We start from the raw sequence: 18,711 nt of genomic DNA, 5'->3' as shown, positions 1-18,711 counted from the left end.
GGTGAATGTAGTGATACAGTCTGTATTACCGGTGCAACAAAGTTTACCTCCGCAAAAAGAAAAAGGGCTAGAAGTACAATCAAAAAATGAAGATTCTTCATTCGATCGTACGATGAGAATGGAAAATAAAAAACAGCCGCAAACGGAGAAAACGAAACGAGAAGAAGCACCAAAAGAAGAGAGAAAAGATTATATTCTTTCTAAAAAATCGGTAACGGAAGAAGAACCTATTGTAAAGAAAGAAGAAAAAAAAGAGACAGAACAGTTGTTATTAGCTGTATCTGAGCAAATGGTTGCAATTGAGCAATTACATGTGCAGCCGGAATTGTTATATCAATACATACAAAAAATACAAGAGCTATATAAAGAATATGGCAATATTAAACTTAATGAATTACCTGCAGCTGAATTACAACAATTACAAGAACTTCTTTCAAATATGAATATCAAAAATGCTATATGTTTAGAAGATACAATGCAAATGGTATTAGACAAAATGAAGATGCCAGAGCAAACGATGCAAGCATTGAAGGTTGTAGAAACAGAAACTTGTAATATTGCAAAGGAACAAGAAGAGTTTAAAGAGGTAGATCTTCCGAAACTTGAGAGCGATGATGCAAAGGTAGAGTTGCCAGAAGTTGATGCATTAAACGATTCGAGCTCTGCAGGTGCAGAATTATTAAATAAAACGACGAGTACCGAACAAATAGGGAAATCAAATAGTGGTGCTGAGAAAGTTTCATTACCTGACTTAGGAAAGAAAATGGAAGCGCAAGTAGAAGCGCTGCAAAAATTTGTAGTGAAACAAGAACGTGTTTTATTCCAGTTAAATCCAGAAAAACTTGGTACATTAACAGTGTTTATGAAAAAACACGGAGATCAAATTGACGTTCACGTAGAAATGGAAAAACACGATGCGAAAAAACGTGTTGAAATCATTTTTGATGAATTGAGATTAAAGTTAAAAGAAAAAGAAATCAATATTCAAATTAGCTATTCAGATAAAGATGAAAATCGCAAAGAACAGCGAGAACAAGAGCAAAGGCAAAAACAGAAATTAGCAAATACAAATCATGAAAAACAACAATCAACAGAATTTGCGGGATTATTGGAGGAATAAAGCGTGCCAACAGTTGGATTAAATACAACGAGTACAAATCATATTCCGTTACAAGCAGGAGCGCAAAAAAGTAATGTACCTGTTAATGGTGTACAATCGCCAGTGCAACAAAGTAATGGAGTTTCAGCAGGAGCGCAAAAGACTCCTGGGGTAATGGGGAAAGATGATTTCTTAAAATTGTTTTTATCAAGTTTCCAACATCAAGATCCATTTAATGCGATGGATATGAATCAAATGATGAATCAGACAGCGCAGTTATCTCTTATGGAACAAGTACAGAATATGACGAAAGCAGTAGATAAGCTGCAATCAACGATGTATTCAACAGCACTTGATGGTGGAATGAAGTTTTTAGGGAAATACGTAAGAGGTGTTGACGGTGACGGAAACAAAGTAACCGGTCAAGTAGAAACGGTTCGTCTTGCGGAAAATAACGATGTACAGCTCGTTATTAATAATAAAGTTGTCTCTCTTCGTTTCGTTGAGAGAGTGTCTGATAAACCGATTGGGGAAACGAATCCAGAAGACGCAAAGAAAGACGATCAAAAAGTAACTGAAGAAGTAAAAACTACAAATTCATAAGGAGTGTCCATACGTTATGATTAAAGCGTTATATACAAGTATTACAGGGATGAATGCAACACAAAATGCATTAAGTGTAACTTCAAATAATATTGCCAATGCACAAACAGTAGGTTATAAAAAACAAAAAGCAATGTTTGATGATTTACTATATAACAATTCGATTGGTGCAAAAGCCGATGATAAATATGCTGGAACAAACCCAAAAAGTATCGGTAACGGTGTAAAATTGAGCGGAACGGTTACCGATTATAGTGATGGTACAATTACGTTAACAGGTGGTAAAACACAAGCAGCAATGGAAGGTAATGGTTTCTTCGTTGTAGGTGATTCAAAAGGCGGAAATATGGAATTTACTCGTAAAGGTACGTTTGGGATATCTTCAGATTACTATATTACGAATACTGAAGGTCAATGCGTATTTGCATACCCTGCAAATGAGGCAACTGGTGAAGTTGATTTATCTGGAATTCCAGGACCGTTGCAAATTCCAATGGGAACGGCAATTGGTGGTATTCGAACATCAAAAGGTGTAGTTGGAGGGAATATTCCAGCTGATGCAAAAGCAATCTCACAAGAGATACCTATATATGATAATGCTGGTAACACTTGGACGATGCGTGTGGAGTTTACACAAACGAGCGAACATAATTATTCATATAAAGTACAGATGCGCAATGATTCGAAAAAAGAAGGGTTTAAGGATGTTGAAGGTGCAGGCGGTAATATGGCATTTGATGCTGTTGGAAATCCAAGTCCGAAAGAGCAAGCAGCTAATATTCCATTTAATGGCGGCAATATAAAACTAGACTTAAGTAATTTAACGAATCATCCAACAGATAAAACATTATCAGTAACAGGCGTAGATGGTAGAGCGGCGGCGACTGTTAAAGATTGCTTCATTGCTGATGGTGGATATGTGATGGTAAAATATTCTGATGGAAGCATGAAAGCTGCTGGCCAATTAGCTGTTGCGATGTTCCCGAACGAAGGCGGACTAATGAAAACTGGTAATGGTAACTATACAGCGACGAATACGACGGGTATTTTAGCTCTTGGTGCATCTGGACAAAATGGAGCAGGAAAAGTACGTGGTAGTGCACAAGAAGGTGCAAACGTAGATTTATCTGTAGAATTTGTTGACTTAATGTTATACCAACGCGGATTCCAAGGAAATGCGAAAGTAATTAAAGTTTCAGATGAAGTATTAAATGAAGTTGTAAACTTAATTCGATAATATATCGCATGGAAAAAATGTAATGGAGTAGAAAGGGTTTTTTATTCGTATGACAAGACAAGAGCGAATTTTACAATTGCCTTTTTTCGAAAATAAACGTGAACTTGCCGAGCAAGTATTAAAAATAGAACGAGAAGAGCATGTATATTTACCAGATCAATTTGAAATTAAGCAAGTGCCTCCGTATTCATTTGGCGAAAAACAAGCAATCATTGGCCGTATCCATGAGTTTTATTTCATAAGTGTTGGTAGCGATAGTGTTTGGAAGTATCAACTGTTTAAGGATGAGATGAAGTGTCGTGAGTTTTTTGTTATGTTGCCAAATATTACGGATCAGCAGATAGCGTTTTGGTTTAATAACATAGAGTTATTGAAAAGTTCTTAAAAAGATCTTAAAAGCTCTTTTTAGGGTTGACGAGAGGACCCAGCGTTGTTTTGGAGCGGTTAGTGCCTAATAGGGACCCGACTGGTGTGTAAGGACAGAGGTATGGAGAGTTACTAGGGTAGTATAAGAAGAGGTAAGCAAAGTTTAGTGTGGATAAACAGTTATGGTCCAGAAGAGCTCCTAGTTGTAAGAATAGAGCTATGGAGGCGTACTGAGATAATCATTTCATAGTAGGTCAGTGCCTTTTGGATAGTATGTGACGATAGATTTTTATAAAAGGAGAGGTGAGGAGGATGGCGCAAAATAAGTATCGCGTTACATTCATTTCGCCGAGTGAGGTTGAGCAGCGGACTGTAATGGCGGCGAATAGTTTGCCAGACTTAATTCGTAAAGTAGCAAGTATTATCGCAGATCCAAACGGTTATTTTGTGAATGATAAAAAAAATAATTGTTATTTTAAAGTGATTAAAGAAAATGTTACGTTTATTCAATATGAGTTACTATTTTCGGATAAGGAAATTCATATTGAAAAATTAAAACATATAGCACCGGTAGTATTAAAACGATTATTCGAAAAAATAAATGACCCGGAATTATATGCACTCGCGCTACTTGATGTTGATATAGCAACGAAAGAATATGTGCTAGCAGAAATGAATTCTGAGCTGAGAATACGAGTAGAGACGGAGCTTTCGAAAAAATGGGAAGCAATGCCGACAGAAATTGTAGGAGCGCAAGAAGTGTTATTAGAAGCACTTGCTTCGTTTATACAAGATTAATTGTTTTTTAATAAAATGAATCGTTCGACTATCTATATTTTTTATATAGGTAGTTGACTTTTTCTCTTTTATAAAGCTTAATAATTAGATATACGGAATTAATGGAAGGGGAGCGACACCTTTATGTCACAAGCACAAAGTATTTTATTAGAAAGCGGAACAAATGAATTAGAGATTGTTACGTATACTGTTGGTGAAAACCTATTTAGTATTAATGTTATGAAAGTACGTGAAATCATTAATCCATTCCCTGTTACAACTGTGCCAGAATCTCATCATGCAGTTGAAGGTGTTGTTCAAGTACGTGGTGAAATTTTACCTGTTATTAACTTGGCAATGGCTCTTAATTTAAAGTCAACAAAGCCACTTGATCAAACGAAATTTATCATCTCAGAATTAAACCAAATGAAAGTTATTTTCCGCGTTGATGAAGTGCATCGTATTCAACGTATTTCGTGGGAACAAATTGATGAACCAGCTTCATTATCTATGGGACTAGAAGAAACGACATCTGGTATTGTAAAACTAGATGGAAAAATCATCTTACTATTAGATTATGAAAAAATTGTATGTGAAATTAGCGGCACTGGTTATGACAATAAATCAATTGCAGGATTAGAACAAAAAACAGATCGAGCTGAAAAAGTAATTTACATTGCAGAAGATTCAGCGATGCTTCGCCAAATATTAGAAGAAACATTATCATCAGCTGGATATACAAAAATGAACTTCTTCAGCAATGGTGCAGAAGCGTTAGCGCAAATTGAAAAATTAGCGAAAGAGCAAGGCGAAAAAATGTTTGAGCATATTCACTTGCTAATTACGGATATTGAAATGCCAAAAATGGATGGACATCATTTAACGAAAGTTGTTAAGGATAGTGAAGTAATGAATCGTTTACCAGTCATTATTTTCTCTTCATTAATTACAAATGAATTATTCCATAAAGGTGAAGCTGTAGGAGCAAATGCCCAAGTAAGTAAGCCAGATATTCAAGAGCTAATTGGTTTAGTTGATAAGTTAGTGCTTTAAAAGCTTCTTTTTAGCCGGAATAGAAGCTCTAGCTAAGTGTTGAGCGGTCAGTGCTTAATAGAGCCCTATGCGATGTTGAGACCAGAGATATGGAGTGGTTATAGGTAAGTAGAAGAGCTGGCGTATAACATTTTTCTATTTAGTAGGAATAGAGGAACTACTTATGTAAGGAAGTTTTCAGTGCTTAATAGAGTCTCATGCGATGTGAGTTCAGAGGTATGAAGTAGTTTTAGGTAAGAAGAAGTGAGACTTCGATTGAGGATTTGAAGACTGGGTTTATAACTCTATTCTGTTAGAGAGAGGAAGGAATTAGCCAATGCTACATATGGCTAATTCCTTTTTAGTATTCTATACTTTAAGCTGGTAGAAAAATGAAAGGTTTCTTGGGTGTTTGTCGCTGTATGTGTGAATAATCTTTATTTAGAGATTTTTGATTTAAAAATATAAGCAAACGTATTTTCGATTGTTATTTTAGTAATATTTCGTGGTAACGCAAATTTTTTCGGTGAAAAAACATCCAAAATACCATATAATATAATTAAATGTAATTAATATGCAATTTTGCATATTAATAAAAAACATTTTCCAAATTTTTATACTTTCTATACATTTTTGTATGTTTATTATTTGACAGATAATTTCGAACTGTTATAATATGGATATGTAAAAATTGCTATTTTCTTAAAAGACATGGGAGTCAGATGAGAATTGTGAAAGGATGAGGGGGAGTGGCACAGATTATGTATCACCACACAGCAATTAATGTATTAGGTCTTTTACAAAACATGTCAAATAATAAAATGAACGATATGCAACTAGAAGCGGAATTAAAAAAAATAGAAAAAGAATTCCAAATAAAGTATGAAGAGTTAGTTGATTTACATAATAGAATGGTATTATTTCAAATAGATATAGAAAAAAATGGCGGGATGCGAGCATATGAAAAATCAGCAATTACATGGCTGAAGTCTGAACTAGAGCTACTGTATGAAGTGTATCAATTTTGTCAACGTCACGGTTTAAACATTTTAAATATTTCAAAATACGTAAGTAAAAATGAACTAAATCTTTTTCCAAAAACAGAAAGTCAATTGCAAAATACGTATTATAAATTGAAAAAACGTGAAATACCATTTGAAAATATTGAAAAACAAAAACCGGGACGAAAGCGAAAATATATACCAGTAAAAGAGACAATCGTTGCAAGAAAACAAGAAAACGAGTACGAATTAAAAGAAGAAATCCAGCATAAAGAGGATGAAAAAAATCTTGTAACAGTTATATCTGGTATCGTTGATAACTTTGAAACAATTAATCAATGTAGTGAAAGGAAAGAAGACGAACTACATCAGTTTATGGAAGGTATTTATAAGCTTTCTAGCATGGCAGCAGGGCGTTCTAGAGAAGCAAAGAATACACGTAGTCTAGAAGGCGAATTGCAGTCGTTACAACTAGAAAATGAAAGGCTAAAACGAGAGAAAGAAGAGCTTGTACAAGATATTAAAGGTATGACGCAGCTTTTAATTCATTTCATTACAAGTTCTGATATCGATCAAATTCGTAAATTACCAACTTTCGTACAAGATTGTAAAATGGAATTACATAAACTCGGGCTATATAATGCACAAGACGGTAAAATGAAAATTATGGTTGATCGTAGTGGACAAGTTATGACCGTAACACAGTAAAAAAATTTGGGTACAAAATAAAAGGGAAATACATAGTTTATATGTATTTCCCTTTTATTTTGTATGGAATCGTTCCAAAGATGGAAGATGAACTTTTACGATTGTAGTAGTTTAGAAACCATTTGCGGTATTTGATTTGCTTGTGAAACCATACTAAGTGCAACTTCAGTTAACAATTTAAACTTTAAAAAATCGCTCATTTCCTGCGCCATATCCGCATCTTCAATTCGAGATGCAGCATCTGTTAACGCCATACTTTGGCTATTTAAATTTTCAATATTGAACTGTAAACGATTTATCATAGAGCCAAGGTCGGCACGATGAAGTGATACATTTTGTAAAGCCTCTTCAATTTTACGAATTGCAGCTCTTGCTTCTTGTTCTGTTGAAATCTTGATGTCATGTTGTGTAGGGGAAGGGGGAATATGTTTCGTCATATTTATTGTATGACCGATATCGTCTAATGTAACTGGGCGGTTTTGACCGTCAAATACGGATAAATCATTAAACTCAGTCGTCTCGCCAATATAGCCAATTTGTTCTGTTAAAGATTGAAACTCTTTATTAAGTGAATCACGGTTTTTATTTGAATTTGTACCGTTTGCGGATTGAACGGCTAAATCACGCATACGCTGTAAAATATTCGTCACAGTTTGAAGGGCAGCTTCGGCTGTGCGAAGCATCGATATCGCATCCTCATTATTACGAATCGCCACGCGCATACCACTTGCTCTCGCATGCATACGAGTCACAATCGCAATATTAGCTGGATTATCAGAAGCATGGTTTAACTTCTTACCAGTAGCCAAATGTTCCATCGCAACATTCATACGTTTTTCATTCTCGTATAGCGATTGCCTAGCGTTCATACTCAAAAAATTCGTACCAATACGCATAATAGACACTCCTTATAGATTAATATAGTTAGTGTTCTAAAGCTAATAAACGGTTATGAAAAGAAAAAAAGACTTATGCTTATTTGCTATTTGTGTTTTAGAATAAGAGGGGATCAAGATAAGCACTAACCGCTTCTATGCGCCGCAGATGCTCTCTTCCACATAAAAAAAGAAATCTTTTATAAATAATCTATCTATATAGAAAAAATAAACCTCTCCGCAAGCAGAGAGGTTTATTCAGGAAACTAACTCAAATGGCTTATTGTAATAATTTAGAAACCATTTGTGGAGTTTGGTTTGCTTGAGAAAGCATGCTGATACCAGCTTCGTTCAAGATTTTGAACTTAGTCATTTCAGACATTTCTTTCGCCATGTCAGCGTCTTCGATTTGAGAAGCAGCTGAAGCCATAGAAGAAGATTGGCTCTTCAGGTTGTTTACGTTAAAGTCAAGGCGGTTTAATGTAGCACCTAGAGTTGCACGGTTAGATGCAATTGTTTCAAGGGCTTTATCAATCGATTTAATTGCATCTGAAGCATTAGATTTTGTAGAACCTGCTGCAACTTCTGCAAATACTTTACCGATTTCTTGTGCGTTCTCCAAAGTATTTCCAGAACCGTCAGCTTTATTGAATTTATCAAGAGCTGCTGTAACTTTAGCTGCATCTTGTGGGTTTAGACCACCTTTGATTAAATCAAAGTCTTTTTTGAAATTATCTACAGCTGTTTGTCTATCAGTAGCAGATGCACCAGAAGTAGTATTTAAATCAATTAATGCTTTACCAGTAGTTCCAGTAGCACTAGTAACTTTAGCGCTATCAGCAGGTGTCATAGTTTTATAAAGGTCTCCAATTGCATTAGCGTTTTCAAGAGTCTTACTATTTGAGTATTTCTCAATTGCAGCTGTAACTTTTTCAGCATCCTCAGCAGTCAGGCCGTCCTTAACTTTGTCAAATTCTGTTTTGAACTTACCTACAGCAGTATCCATATCAGTTGTAGATGCACCAACAGCAAGAGCAGACAATGCTTTTTGTTCAGTAGTTGCCTTAGTAATGTCACCTGCGTCAACACCAACTAAAGCTTTACCAGCACCAGCACCAGAGATACTTAATTTATCAATTAATAGCGAAGAAGTAGAAGTATCAGCTAGGTTAATGTTAATCTGTTTAGCTGTGTCAGCACTGTCAAGAGTTTGAATAGCAATTGAAGTGTTTTCGCCATTTAATAATTTCTTATCATTAAACTCTGTGTTTTTAGAAATGTAATCGATTTGTTCTTTTAATGCAGAAAATTCTTTATCTAATGCTTTTTGGTTATCGCCAGTGTTCGTACCGTTCGCAGATTGGTTAGCGATGTCACGCATACGAAGTAAGATGTTAGATACAGAGTTTAAAGCTGAGTCAGCTGTACGGATTAAAGACATACCGTCTTGTGTGTTGTTAGCAGCAACTCCTAATCCGCTTTCACGTGCACGCATACGAGTTGCGATTGCAAGACCTGCTGCATCGTCAGAAGCGTTGTTGATACGTTTACCGCTTGATAAACGGTCCATAGCGTTACTCATTTTTGCTTGGTTTTGGCGCATGTACTCTTGAGTACGCATGCTGTTAATGTTTGTATTAATTCTCATGTTAAGAAACCCCCATTTTTTTATATTGACTTTTCTGCAAATTGAAAAACGGTAATATGCGAAAAAATCAATTTCGAGATTTATTGTAATCCTTGCCACAACGGGTGTCAACTAAAAATTCGAATTAATAAATATAAAAAAATAACAGTTTAACAATATATTCATTTTTTTATTACATAATTATTAAAAGGATTATTGCAAACTTTAAAAAAAAACTCTAATATTAGATTATCTTTGTTTACCGAAAAGGTGATATTATGATAGTTGGAAATATAGTAAAAGAAGTGCTTGCATATAAGAAAGGGCAAATTCAGCAAAAGCTAAGTAGTCCACAAGCATTCGTTAGTAGTCGTTTTCAAGAGAAGTTGCAGAGTGAACCTGCGAAGGAGACGAAGGCTACTACGCAGCCGGCAAACATAGAAGATATGAGTCAGCCGGTACAATCTACGAAAATAGAAGCGGTTGTTAATAAACCCGTAGAAACTATTAATAAAGTAGAGGAAGCGAGTAAGCCTGAAGAAAAGGCTGAAACGAAGAAAGCAGATGAAGTGCAAGTTGCGCAAAAAGAGTTTGAACGACGTTTCCCAGAAACGAAAAATGAGGCTGCTGATACGTGGGAATTAACGAAGAAGTATAATATTCAAAAAATACGTTCTTCCAATAAAGGGAAGTATGAGGATATTATTGATCGTGTAAGTCGTACATATGGAATTCCGAAAACGTTAATTCAAAAAATGATTGAAGTAGAGTCTAATTTTAATCCGAAAACGGTGTCACATGCCGGTGCGATGGGACTTATGCAGCTTATGCCAGCGAATGTGAAGGAGATGGGTGTGAAGAATCCCTTTTCACCAGCTGAAAGTATTGAAGGTGGCGTGAAAGAGTTAAGCGGTTATTTAAAGAAAAATAACGGCGACTTAGTATTGGCACTTGCTTCTTATAATGCTGGTCCTGGTAATGTGAGAAAGTACGGAGGCGTACCGCCATTTAAAGAAACGCAAGGATATATTAAAAAAATATTAAATATCGACGTTTCAAAATAAGAAGTTTCATATATAGAGAGAACATGAAATTTTCGTGAACATGATATGGGAGTTGGCTAGATTTGAAATTACAAGATGATATTCCGTTAACAATTTATTTTGAAATCGGAAATACGAAAAAGAAAATTGAAGATCTGCTTCATATTACGAAAGGTACATTGTATCGTCTTGAAAATTCAACGAAAAATACGGTGCGTCTTATGCTTGAGAATGAAGAGATTGGAACCGGAAAGATTTTGACGAAGAATGGAAAGATGTACGTTGAAATCGTTGAATTGAAAAGGTAGGGAAGGGGATTGTCATGAGTGGCGAAAAATTAAGCCAAGAGCAAATTGATGCCCTGCTGAAGGCGGTAAATGAAGGCGAGGAAATGCCAGCTTTCGCACAAGAAGCAGGAAAGCAAGAGAAATTTCAAGAGTATGATTTTAATAGACCAGAGAAGTTCGGTGTTGAGCATTTACGTAGTTTGCAAGCGATTGCTTCTACTTTTGGAAAACAGACGTCACAGACGTTATCAGCGCGTATGCGTATTCCAATTGAACTAGAGCCTTCAACGGTTGAGCAAGTTCCATTTACGAGTGAGTATGTGGAGAAAATGCCGAAAGATTATTATTTATATTGTGTAATTGATCTCGGTTTACCAGAGCTTGGAGAAATTGTTATTGAGATTGATTTAGCATTCGTTATTTATATTCATGAATGTTGGCTTGGCGGAGATAGTAAGCGTAACTTTACGATGCGCAGACCGTTAACAGCATTTGAGTTTTTAACGCTTGATAATATATTCTTGCTTCTTTGTAAAAATTTAGAGCAATCATTTGAAAGTGTTGTTGCGATTGAACCGAAATTTGTAACGACGGAAACAGATCCGAATGCATTAAAGATTACGACAGCGAGCGATATCATTTCATTACTTAACGTAAATATGAAAACAGATTTTTGGAATACGACGGTGCGTATCGGAATTCCATTCTTATCTGTTGAAGAAATTATGGATAAGTTAACGTCTGAAAATATTGTCGAACATTCTTCAGACAAGCGTAAAAAGTATACGTCTGAAGTGGAAATGAAAGTAAATCAAGTGTACAAACCTGTTCACGTTGCAATTGGTGAGCAGAAAATGACAATGAGTGAGATTGAACAAATTGAAGAAGGCGATATTATTCCGCTTCATACGAAAGTTTCGGATGAATTACTTGGTTATGTAGATGGAAAGCATAAATTTAATTGTTTTATTGGAAAAGATGGAACGCGTAAGGCGCTCCTATTTAAAAGTTTTGTAGAGTAGGAGGGTCCATATGAAGCATGAAGTATCTCCCGTGTCATTAATGGGATTAGAAGATTTTGCAGGAAAGCGAAATGAAGCAGGTAAAGCACATATCGATACTGTTTCAGATATTTCGATTGAACTTGGTGTAAAGCTTGGAAAGTCATCTATTACACTTGGTGATGTAAAGCAGTTAAAAGTTGGCGATGTTCTGGAAGTAGAGAAAAACTTAGGACATAAAGTAGATGTGTATTTAAGTAATATGAAAGTCGGCATCGGTGAAGCAATCGTAATGGACGAGAAATTCGGTATTATCATTTCTGAAATTGAAGCTGATAAGAAACAAGCGGCGCTTATGAAAGCGCAAAGTCAAATGCAAGATAAAGAGTAGAGGAGGAGTCATATGTCGTATATGACGACCTTATTTCAAGTCGTTTTACTGTTTGGTGCGCTCGGCTACGGTGCATATTATATGACGAAAAAGACGCGCAAACAGCAGTTTTTTAAGCAGGGTGAAAATGGCCATATTCAAGTAAAAGACGGTGTGTATTTAAATCATCAAACGAGTGCCTTTTTATTTGAAGTGGACGGAAAGCAAGTGTTCACTGTTATTAGTAATAACGGTGTGCAGTCTGTGCAATTAACCGGAACAGGAAATCAGTTTCAACAAGCACTAGAAGACGCGGTGAAGAGTGAAACGAAAAAAGTAGAGGATCCATCATGAGAATAAAGAAACAGTTATCATTATTAGCCGTTATTTTCGTATTTTCTATCGTTTTTTCAATTATTTTTGTAAATCCAGCGTATGCAGCCCCGAACGGTTTTATTAATTTCGAAAATGGAAAAGAGTTTACGAGTAATTCAAGTGTACAACTATTTGCGCTCGTTACCCTTTTATCATTATCTTCTTCTATCGTTCTATTATTTACACATTTTACTTATTTTATGATCGTTCTAGGGATTACACGTCAAGGACTTGGGGTAATGAATTTACCACCAAACCAAGTGCTTGTTGGACTTGCATTATTTTTATCACTCTTTACGATGCAGCCTGTACTCGGGCAACTGAAGAGTGATGTGTGGGATCCGATGACGAAAGAGAAAATAACAGTAAGTCAAGCTGCGGAAACGACAGCTCCTATTATGAAAGAATATATGTCAAAGCATACGTATAAGCATGATTTAAAAATGATGCTGAAAGTACGCGGAGAAGAGTTGCCGAAAGATTTGAAAGATCTTTCACTATTTACGCTCGTACCATCCTTTACGTTAACGCAAATTCAAAAAGGTTTACTAACAGGGATGTTCATTTATTTAGCGTTTGTATTTATAGATTTGATTATTAGTACACTTTTAATGTACCTCGGGATGATGATGGTACCGCCGATGATTTTAAGTTTACCGTTTAAAATACTCGTTTTCGTATATTTAGGTGGATATACAAAAATCGTCGACATTATGTTTAAAACGGTCGCCTGAAGCGTTTGATGCTATGTGATAGGAGTCATATAAATGAATACGTCACCAATTATAGATATTTTTCAAACCTTTTTTTATAAAGGGGTTATGATTTTAATGCCGGTTGCCGGCGTAAGTATGATTGTCGTTATTATCATCGCTGTCATTATGGCGATGATGCAAATTCAAGAGCAAACGCTGACGTTTTTACCGAAAATGGCGAGTATTGTCCTCGTTATTATCATTTTAGGTCCGTGGATGTTCCAAGAGTTAACGACACTTATTTTAGATTTATTTGATAAAATCCCATCGCTATTGCGTTCGTACTAAGATAGGTGAACTGAAATGAATATGGAATTATGGGCGGCAACGTTTTTTGCGTTTTGCCGCATTACTTCATTTTTATATTTTTTACCGTTTTTCTCAGGACGATCCATTCCAGCAATGGCGAAGGTTACAGTTGGACTTGCTCTTTCAATTACAGTGGCTGATCAAGTGGATGTCTCTCACATCAAGACAGTTTGGGACGTTGCAGCTTATGCAGGAACGCAAATTGTAATTGGATTATCACTTTCAAAAATTGTAGAAATGCTGTGGAACATTCCAAAAATGGCCGGGCATATTTTAGACTTTGATATCGGTTTATCACAAGCAAGTTTGTTTGATGTAAATGCGGGCTCACAGTCTACTTTACTATCAACCATTTTTGATATATTTTTTCTCATTATTTTTATTTCACTTGGCGGCATTAATTATTTCGTTGCCACGATTTTAAAGTCGTTTCAATATACAGAGGCGATTTCAAAATTGCTGACGACTAGTTTTTTAGATAGTCTACTCGCAACGCTATTATTTGCGATCACATCAGCGGTTGAAATTGCTCTTCCGCTTATGGGAAGTTTATTCATCATTAACTTTGTTCTAATTTTAATTGCAAAAAACGCTCCGCAATTAAACGTTTTTATGAATGCATACGTAATTAAAATTACGTGCGGTATTTTGTTTATTGCGATGAGTGTACCGATGCTCGGTTATGTGTTTAAAAATATGACGGATGTATTACTTGAAGAGTATACGAAACTATTTAACTTTTTCTTAACGAAGTAGGGGGACGCGCATGGCAAAGGATAATAAAACAGAAAAGGCCACCCCGCAGAAGCGTAAAAAATCGCGTGAAGAAGGGAATATTGCCCGGAGTAAAGATTTAAATAATTTATTTTCCATTCTCGTATTAGCAGTTGTCGTTTATTTCTTCGGAGATTGGCTAGGGTATGAGATTGCGAATTCCGTAGCGGTGCTGTTTGATCAAATTGGAAAAAATACAGATTCAACCGAGTATTTTTATTTAATGGGGATTTTATTACTGAAAGTATCGGCTCCGATATTAATACTCGTATACGCTTTTCATTTATTCAATTATATGATTCAAGTCGGGTTCCTATTTTCTTCTAAAGTCATTAAACCGAAAGCATCACGTATTAATCCGAAAAACTATTTCACGAGACTGTTTAGTCGTAAAAGTTTAGTAGATATTTTGAAATCACTGTTTTATATGGGATTAATCGGTTACGTCGCTTACGTTCTTTTTAAAAAGAATTTAGAGAAAATCGTGAGCATGATTGGATTTAACTGGACTGCATCACTTACTGAAATTATTAGGCAAATTAAATTTATTTTCTTAGCAATTTTAATTATTTTAATCGTTCTTTCTATTATTGATTTCATTTATCAAAAATGGGAGTACGAGCAAGATATTAAGATGAAAAAAGAAGAAGTAAAAAGGGAGCATAAAGATAATGAAGGGGACCCGCAAGTAAAAGGGAAACGAAAAAACTTTATGCATGCAATCTTGCAAGGAACAATTGCGAAGAAGATGGATGGCGCAACGTTTATTGTAAACAACCCGACTCATATTTCGGTCGTACTTCGTTACAATAAACACGTTGATGCAGCACCAATTGTCGTTGCAAAAGGGGAAGATGAGCTCGCGTTATATATACGAACGCTTGCCCGTGAACAAGAAATACCAATGGTGGAAAACCGTCCGCTTGCTCGTTCTTTATATTATCAAGTCGAGGAAGATATGGCGATTCCAGAAGATTTATATGTAGCTGTAATTGAAGTTATGCGCTATTTAATTCAGACGAATGAACTTGAAGTATAATAGCGCGTTTGGAGGAGATCTCTTTGTTTAAGATAGATTCTGCAAGAACCTATTTTTCTATCTTTTTAGCAGCGTCATTCGTAGTGGCGCTCTTAATTCCACTTCCACCATTTATACTTGATATTATTATCGTTTTTCTACTAAGTATGTCAGTGCTTATTTATATGCGAGCGACAAGTATTAACGAGTGGGATGAATTAAAGTCATTTCCAACGATGCTGTTATTAATCGGGATTTTCCGCGTATCGATTAACGTTTCGACGACGCGAGCGATTTTGACAGATGGAAATGCAGGTCATGTTATTGAAGAGTTCGGCCAGTTCGTAATTGGCGGAAACTTATTAATTGGTATCGTTATTTTTACAGTATTAATCATATTCCAGTTTATTGTTGCAAACGGTGCGTCTCGTACAGCTGAAGTTGCAGCTCGTTTTACACTTGATTCTTTACCAGGGAAACAAATGTCTATCGATGCTGATTTAAACCAGCGTATTATTTCAGAAAAAGATGCACAAGCAAAACGAAAAAAATTAAATATGGAAACAGAGTTTTACGGGGCGATGGATGGTGCCGGAAAGTTCATTAAAGGGGACGTTATTTTCGGGATTGTCATTTTATTCGTAAACATTATTTTCGGTTTAATTGTCGGAATGATGCAGCAAGGGATGAGCTTTGCGGATGCGGCTCTTCATTATACACAGTTAACTGTCGGTGACGGAATCGTAAACCAAATTGGATCGCTTATGCTTGCGATTTCAACTGGTATTATCGTAACGCGTGTATTTGACGGTTCACCGGATACAGTAACAGAAGGTATCTTTAAAGAGTTATTAGCGCATGAAGTCGTTGTATATGCGCTCGGTGGTTTATTTATCGCAATGGGTATTTTTACTCCGCTACCGTTTCTACCATTCGCACTCGTTGGCGGAACAATTATCTTCTTAGGAATTCGTAATAAAAATCGAATAAAGAAAGAAAAAGAAGACGAGCTTCAAAAAGAAATAGAAATGATCCAAGGCGAAGATGAGCAACTGCAACAAGTGGAAGATTCATTCGGAGTATTTACGGACAAATATCCAATTATAGTAGAACTCGGTTTAGATTTAGCAGCACTTGTAAAGCAGAAAATTAACGGGGAAACAGCCCGTGATAAAGTTGTTCTTATGAGGAAGTCAATTATTACTGACCTTGGTATTAATGTTCCTGGAATTAACTTTAAAGATAATACGAGCTTTAGGCCACGCGGACGTTACATTATTCGAATTAAAGGTGCGAAGGCGGCTGAAGGTGTTTTAAAATCAGGTTATTTATTAGCACTGAAAACACCAAATGTAATGGCTGATTTAGATGCAGAGCCAGCGAAAGATCCAATTTTCGGTGAAGATGGATATTGGATTTTAGAGCATATGGTGCAAGATGCACAAATGAAAGGCTATCAAGTGTTAGAGCCACTTAGCATATTAATTACACATTTAGATGTTGTCGTTAGACGTAATCTTCACGAATTAATTCAGCGCCAACATGTAAAAGACTTAATTAACTCGCTTGAAAATGATAATGGCGTTCTATTAGAAGAGATTAAGAAAAAAGAAATTGATTTATCACTCGTTCAAAATGTTATTAAACAACTTCTAAAAGAAGGTATTTCTATTCGTGATTTACCAACAATTATTGAAGGTATTATTGACGGCAAAGAAATTTATCAAAACCACGTGGATGGTGTAACATCATTTGTTCGTGAATGTATTTCAAAAGTTATTTGTGAAAATGCGAAAAATCCGGACGGAAAAATATATGCAGCGCTCTTCTCTGATTCAATTGAGTTAGATGCTGATGTTGTGAATAATTCATATCAAGGTTACTTATTAAACTGGGATTTAGATTTAGAGACACGTGTCGTTGAGCAAGTGCAGCGCGTCTTTAAACAAGCACGTTTAATGGGAAGAGAACCAGTGTTATTAACACGTAGAAAAGATTTTAGATTTGCGATTGTAAGACTGCTAGAACGTTATCAAGTGGAAGCACAAGTACTTTGTATTAGCGAATTAGCACCAGAAATTGTTGTGGATCAAATTGCCTATATTGAATAGTAGGGGGTGAAGTAATGGAAAGTACAGAAAAGAAAGAAGCGTTAATGCGAATAAAAGCAGCTTCGAAAAATGAATTGTATCGAAAGTTATTTGACCAATATGGTACAGATTATTATTACGTTGTCGATGAAAGTGTAAAACGAAATATACCGTTTTTTTGGAAAAAGGATTATGAAATGTTAGTTGCATTTCCAGAAGAAAAACAGGAAGAAGTGAATGAAGGTACAGCTCAATTTCATGAACAGTTAATGGATGTTGTGAATGATCCTTCAGAACAAATTGTGAAGGCGAATGGAATTCAATCAGTACTGCACAATTTAGAAAACGTAACGACTTCTATGTCATACGCGGCGATGCAAACAGGAAATAGTGAAGAATGGGCAAGAAAAAAAGAGAAACTATTAAAGCTGTTTGAAAAAGGAATCGTCGTTGTGAAACCGATGAAAGAAACGGAAGTAACGAAAAAGAAAAAAGTTGTGAAACAAGTCGTTCCAGTAAAGAAAGAAGAAGTAGCTCCAAAGAAAGAAAATCAAGAATCTGTACCGTTTATTATTCAAAAAGTAATTCGGATGCTAGAACAAAACGATGTGGAACAATATTTCATTCATGCATATGCTGAAAAGTTAAAAATAAAGTTTGAAAATGCAACGATGATTACGGAAGAAGAAGTTATCAGGTACATATTGGAAGATATGAAATCTCATTTTAATACGGAAAACGTCTTTGAAAAAGAAGTACAAACAATTGCATTAATAGGTCCAACTGGCGTTGGTAAAACGACGACACTGGCGAAAATGGCATGGCAATTTCACGGTAAGAAAAAAACAGTTGGTTTTATAACGACCGATCATTCGCGCATAGGGACAGTGCAGCAATTGCAAGATAACGTAAAGACAATTGGATCTGAAGTAATTGCTGTGCGTGATGAAGCTGCAATGACAAGAGCGCTTACGTATTTTAAAGAAGAAGCACGCGTCGATTATATTTTAATTGATACAGCCGGAAAAAATTACCGTACGTCAGAAACAGTGGAAGAAATGATTGAAACGATGGGACAAGTAGAACCAGATTATATTTGTTTAACGTTATCAGCTTCTATGAAAAGTAAAGATATGATTGAAATCATTACAAACTTTAAAGATATTCATATAGATGGTATTGTGTTTACGAAATTTGATGAAACAGCAAGTAGTGGCGAATTGTTGAAAATTCCAGCAGTATCATCAGCTCCTATTGTATTAATGACAGATGGCCAAGACATAAAGAAAAATATACATATCGCTACAGCTGAACATTTAGCAAAACAAATGTTACAAACATCGTAGAAAAGAGGTGAAGAATAA

At 35.6% G+C, this 18,711-nt stretch carries 20 protein-coding genes; 18 read left to right on the top strand and 2 right to left on the bottom strand.

The genetic code is table 11. The annotated features are described in order from the left end of the window. Window positions 1-10: 10 nt before the first annotated feature. From F3I02_RS05900 to F3I02_RS05870, 7 genes are all read left to right on the top strand, one after another. Entirely contained in the window at window positions 11-1,120 is a 1,110-nt protein-coding gene (locus F3I02_RS05900; protein WP_016117521.1) for a flagellar hook-length control protein FliK, read from the top strand. Between the two features lie 3 nt (window positions 1,121-1,123). Beyond that, complete coding sequence (locus tag F3I02_RS05895) at window positions 1,124-1,702, top strand: flagellar hook assembly protein FlgD (RefSeq protein WP_001143462.1); 579 nt, start codon at window positions 1,124-1,126, stop codon at window positions 1,700-1,702. A 16-nt stretch (window positions 1,703-1,718) separates the two neighbouring features. Beyond that, a complete protein-coding gene (locus tag F3I02_RS05890) occupies window positions 1,719-2,939 on the top strand; it encodes a flagellar hook protein FlgE (protein WP_196477746.1) in 1,221 nt (406 codons plus the stop codon). 49 nt (window positions 2,940-2,988) lie between these two features. Beyond that, entirely contained in the window at window positions 2,989-3,324 is a 336-nt protein-coding gene (locus F3I02_RS05885) for a DUF3964 family protein (protein WP_000198167.1), read from the top strand. Between the two features lie 293 nt (window positions 3,325-3,617). After that, window positions 3,618-4,103 carry a LysR family transcriptional regulator gene (locus F3I02_RS05880; protein WP_196477745.1) on the top strand — a complete coding sequence of 162 codons (486 nt, stop codon included), beginning with the start codon at window positions 3,618-3,620 and terminating at the stop codon, window positions 4,101-4,103. Between the two features lie 123 nt (window positions 4,104-4,226). Beyond that, window positions 4,227-5,135 (top strand): chemotaxis protein, encoded by a 909-nt coding sequence (locus F3I02_RS05875; protein WP_000075943.1) that lies wholly within the window; start codon window positions 4,227-4,229, stop codon window positions 5,133-5,135. Window positions 5,136-5,875: 740 nt separating this feature from the next. Then, on the top strand, window positions 5,876-6,823 hold the full coding sequence (locus tag F3I02_RS05870) for a DNA-binding domain-containing protein (RefSeq protein WP_140160728.1): 948 nt from the start codon (window positions 5,876-5,878) through the stop codon (window positions 6,821-6,823). 95 nt (window positions 6,824-6,918) lie between these two features. Here F3I02_RS05870 and F3I02_RS05865 read toward each other — a convergent pair whose 3' ends face one another. Continuing rightward, entirely contained in the window at window positions 6,919-7,719 is an 801-nt protein-coding gene (locus F3I02_RS05865) for a flagellin N-terminal helical domain-containing protein (protein WP_098506778.1), read from the bottom strand. Between the two features lie 259 nt (window positions 7,720-7,978). Next, window positions 7,979-9,346 carry a flagellin N-terminal helical domain-containing protein gene (locus F3I02_RS05860; protein ID WP_016098031.1) on the bottom strand — a complete coding sequence of 456 codons (1,368 nt, stop codon included), beginning with the start codon at window positions 9,344-9,346 and terminating at the stop codon, window positions 7,979-7,981. A 257-nt stretch (window positions 9,347-9,603) separates the two neighbouring features. On the opposite strand from F3I02_RS05860, the gene F3I02_RS05855 reads away from it, so the two are divergent. The 11 genes from F3I02_RS05855 (at window position 9,604) to flhF (ending at window position 18,693) form a co-directional block, all read left to right on the top strand. Beyond that, the gene (locus F3I02_RS05855) at window positions 9,604-10,389 is read left to right on the top strand and encodes a lytic transglycosylase domain-containing protein (RefSeq protein ID WP_086397290.1); all 786 of its coding nucleotides are present in this window, start codon (window positions 9,604-9,606) and stop codon (window positions 10,387-10,389) included. Window positions 10,390-10,451: 62 nt separating this feature from the next. Beyond that, on the top strand, window positions 10,452-10,676 hold the full coding sequence (locus F3I02_RS05850; protein WP_000775712.1) for a flagellar motor switch protein FliN: 225 nt from the start codon (window positions 10,452-10,454) through the stop codon (window positions 10,674-10,676). A 14-nt stretch (window positions 10,677-10,690) separates the two neighbouring features. Next, window positions 10,691-11,677, top strand: a complete 987-nt coding sequence (gene fliM / locus F3I02_RS05845) for a flagellar motor switch protein FliM (RefSeq protein WP_000012356.1) — start codon at window positions 10,691-10,693, stop codon at window positions 11,675-11,677. 10 nt (window positions 11,678-11,687) lie between these two features. Beyond that, window positions 11,688-12,047, top strand: coding sequence for a flagellar motor switch protein FliN (gene fliN, locus F3I02_RS05840; protein WP_000680010.1), 360 nt, complete (start codon window positions 11,688-11,690; stop codon window positions 12,045-12,047). Between the two features lie 12 nt (window positions 12,048-12,059). Continuing rightward, the gene (locus tag F3I02_RS05835) at window positions 12,060-12,380 is read left to right on the top strand and encodes a hypothetical protein (protein ID WP_000121176.1); all 321 of its coding nucleotides are present in this window, start codon (window positions 12,060-12,062) and stop codon (window positions 12,378-12,380) included. Continuing rightward, a complete protein-coding gene (locus F3I02_RS05830; protein WP_001220582.1) occupies window positions 12,377-13,135 on the top strand; it encodes a flagellar type III secretion system pore protein FliP in 759 nt (252 codons plus the stop codon). The genes F3I02_RS05835 and F3I02_RS05830 overlap by 4 nt, the downstream gene beginning before the upstream one ends. 33 nt (window positions 13,136-13,168) lie before the next feature. Then, window positions 13,169-13,444 carry a flagellar biosynthetic protein FliQ gene (locus F3I02_RS05825; protein ID WP_001098085.1) on the top strand — a complete coding sequence of 92 codons (276 nt, stop codon included), beginning with the start codon at window positions 13,169-13,171 and terminating at the stop codon, window positions 13,442-13,444. 15 nt (window positions 13,445-13,459) lie between these two features. After that, window positions 13,460-14,221: a flagellar biosynthetic protein FliR gene (locus F3I02_RS05820; RefSeq protein WP_001055718.1), complete on the top strand. Its 762-nt coding sequence runs from the start codon at window positions 13,460-13,462 to the stop codon at window positions 14,219-14,221. A 10-nt stretch (window positions 14,222-14,231) separates the two neighbouring features. Continuing rightward, window positions 14,232-15,278: a flagellar type III secretion system protein FlhB gene (gene flhB, locus F3I02_RS05815; RefSeq protein ID WP_196477744.1), complete on the top strand. Its 1,047-nt coding sequence runs from the start codon at window positions 14,232-14,234 to the stop codon at window positions 15,276-15,278. Window positions 15,279-15,301: 23 nt separating this feature from the next. After that, window positions 15,302-17,368, top strand: a complete 2,067-nt coding sequence (gene flhA / locus F3I02_RS05810) for a flagellar biosynthesis protein FlhA (protein WP_000472534.1) — start codon at window positions 15,302-15,304, stop codon at window positions 17,366-17,368. Window positions 17,369-17,382: 14 nt separating this feature from the next. Beyond that, window positions 17,383-18,693, top strand: a complete 1,311-nt coding sequence (gene flhF / locus F3I02_RS05805) for a flagellar biosynthesis GTPase FlhF (RefSeq protein WP_000446169.1) — start codon at window positions 17,383-17,385, stop codon at window positions 18,691-18,693. The last annotated feature ends 18 nt before the right edge of the window (window positions 18,694-18,711 follow it).

It is taken from the genome of Bacillus sp. SRB3LM, assembly GCF_015712745.1.
GTDB lineage: Bacteria > Bacillota > Bacilli > Bacillales > Bacillaceae_G > Bacillus_A > Bacillus_A thuringiensis_K.
This window is presented reverse-complemented; position numbering and strand designations above follow the sequence as displayed.

Bases quoted from the DNA above. Each gene is read 5' to 3' on its own strand.
- F3I02_RS05890 (WP_196477746.1), top strand. From the start codon at position 1,719: ATGATTAAAGCGTTATATACAAGTATTACAGGGATGAATGCAACACAA.
- F3I02_RS05885 (WP_000198167.1), top strand. From the start codon at position 2,989: ATGACAAGACAAGAGCGAATTTTACAATTGCCTTTTTTCGAAAATAAA.
- F3I02_RS05880 (WP_196477745.1), top strand. From the start codon at position 3,618: ATGGCGCAAAATAAGTATCGCGTTACATTCATTTCGCCGAGTGAGGTT.
- F3I02_RS05875 (WP_000075943.1), top strand. From the start codon at position 4,227: ATGTCACAAGCACAAAGTATTTTATTAGAAAGCGGAACAAATGAATTA.
- F3I02_RS05870 (WP_140160728.1), top strand. From the start codon at position 5,876: ATGTATCACCACACAGCAATTAATGTATTAGGTCTTTTACAAAACATG.
- F3I02_RS05865 (WP_098506778.1), bottom strand. From the start codon at position 7,719: ATGCGTATTGGTACGAATTTTTTGAGTATGAACGCTAGGCAATCGCTA.
- F3I02_RS05860 (WP_016098031.1), bottom strand. From the start codon at position 9,346: ATGAGAATTAATACAAACATTAACAGCATGCGTACTCAAGAGTACATG.
- F3I02_RS05855 (WP_086397290.1), top strand. From the start codon at position 9,604: ATGATAGTTGGAAATATAGTAAAAGAAGTGCTTGCATATAAGAAAGGG.
- fliM (WP_000012356.1), top strand. From the start codon at position 10,691: ATGAGTGGCGAAAAATTAAGCCAAGAGCAAATTGATGCCCTGCTGAAG.
- fliN (WP_000680010.1), top strand. From the start codon at position 11,688: ATGAAGCATGAAGTATCTCCCGTGTCATTAATGGGATTAGAAGATTTT.
- F3I02_RS05835 (WP_000121176.1), top strand. From the start codon at position 12,060: ATGTCGTATATGACGACCTTATTTCAAGTCGTTTTACTGTTTGGTGCG.
- F3I02_RS05830 (WP_001220582.1), top strand. From the start codon at position 12,377: ATGAGAATAAAGAAACAGTTATCATTATTAGCCGTTATTTTCGTATTT.
- F3I02_RS05825 (WP_001098085.1), top strand. From the start codon at position 13,169: ATGAATACGTCACCAATTATAGATATTTTTCAAACCTTTTTTTATAAA.
- F3I02_RS05820 (WP_001055718.1), top strand. From the start codon at position 13,460: ATGAATATGGAATTATGGGCGGCAACGTTTTTTGCGTTTTGCCGCATT.
- flhB (WP_196477744.1), top strand. From the start codon at position 14,232: ATGGCAAAGGATAATAAAACAGAAAAGGCCACCCCGCAGAAGCGTAAA.
- flhF (WP_000446169.1), top strand. From the start codon at position 17,383: ATGGAAAGTACAGAAAAGAAAGAAGCGTTAATGCGAATAAAAGCAGCT.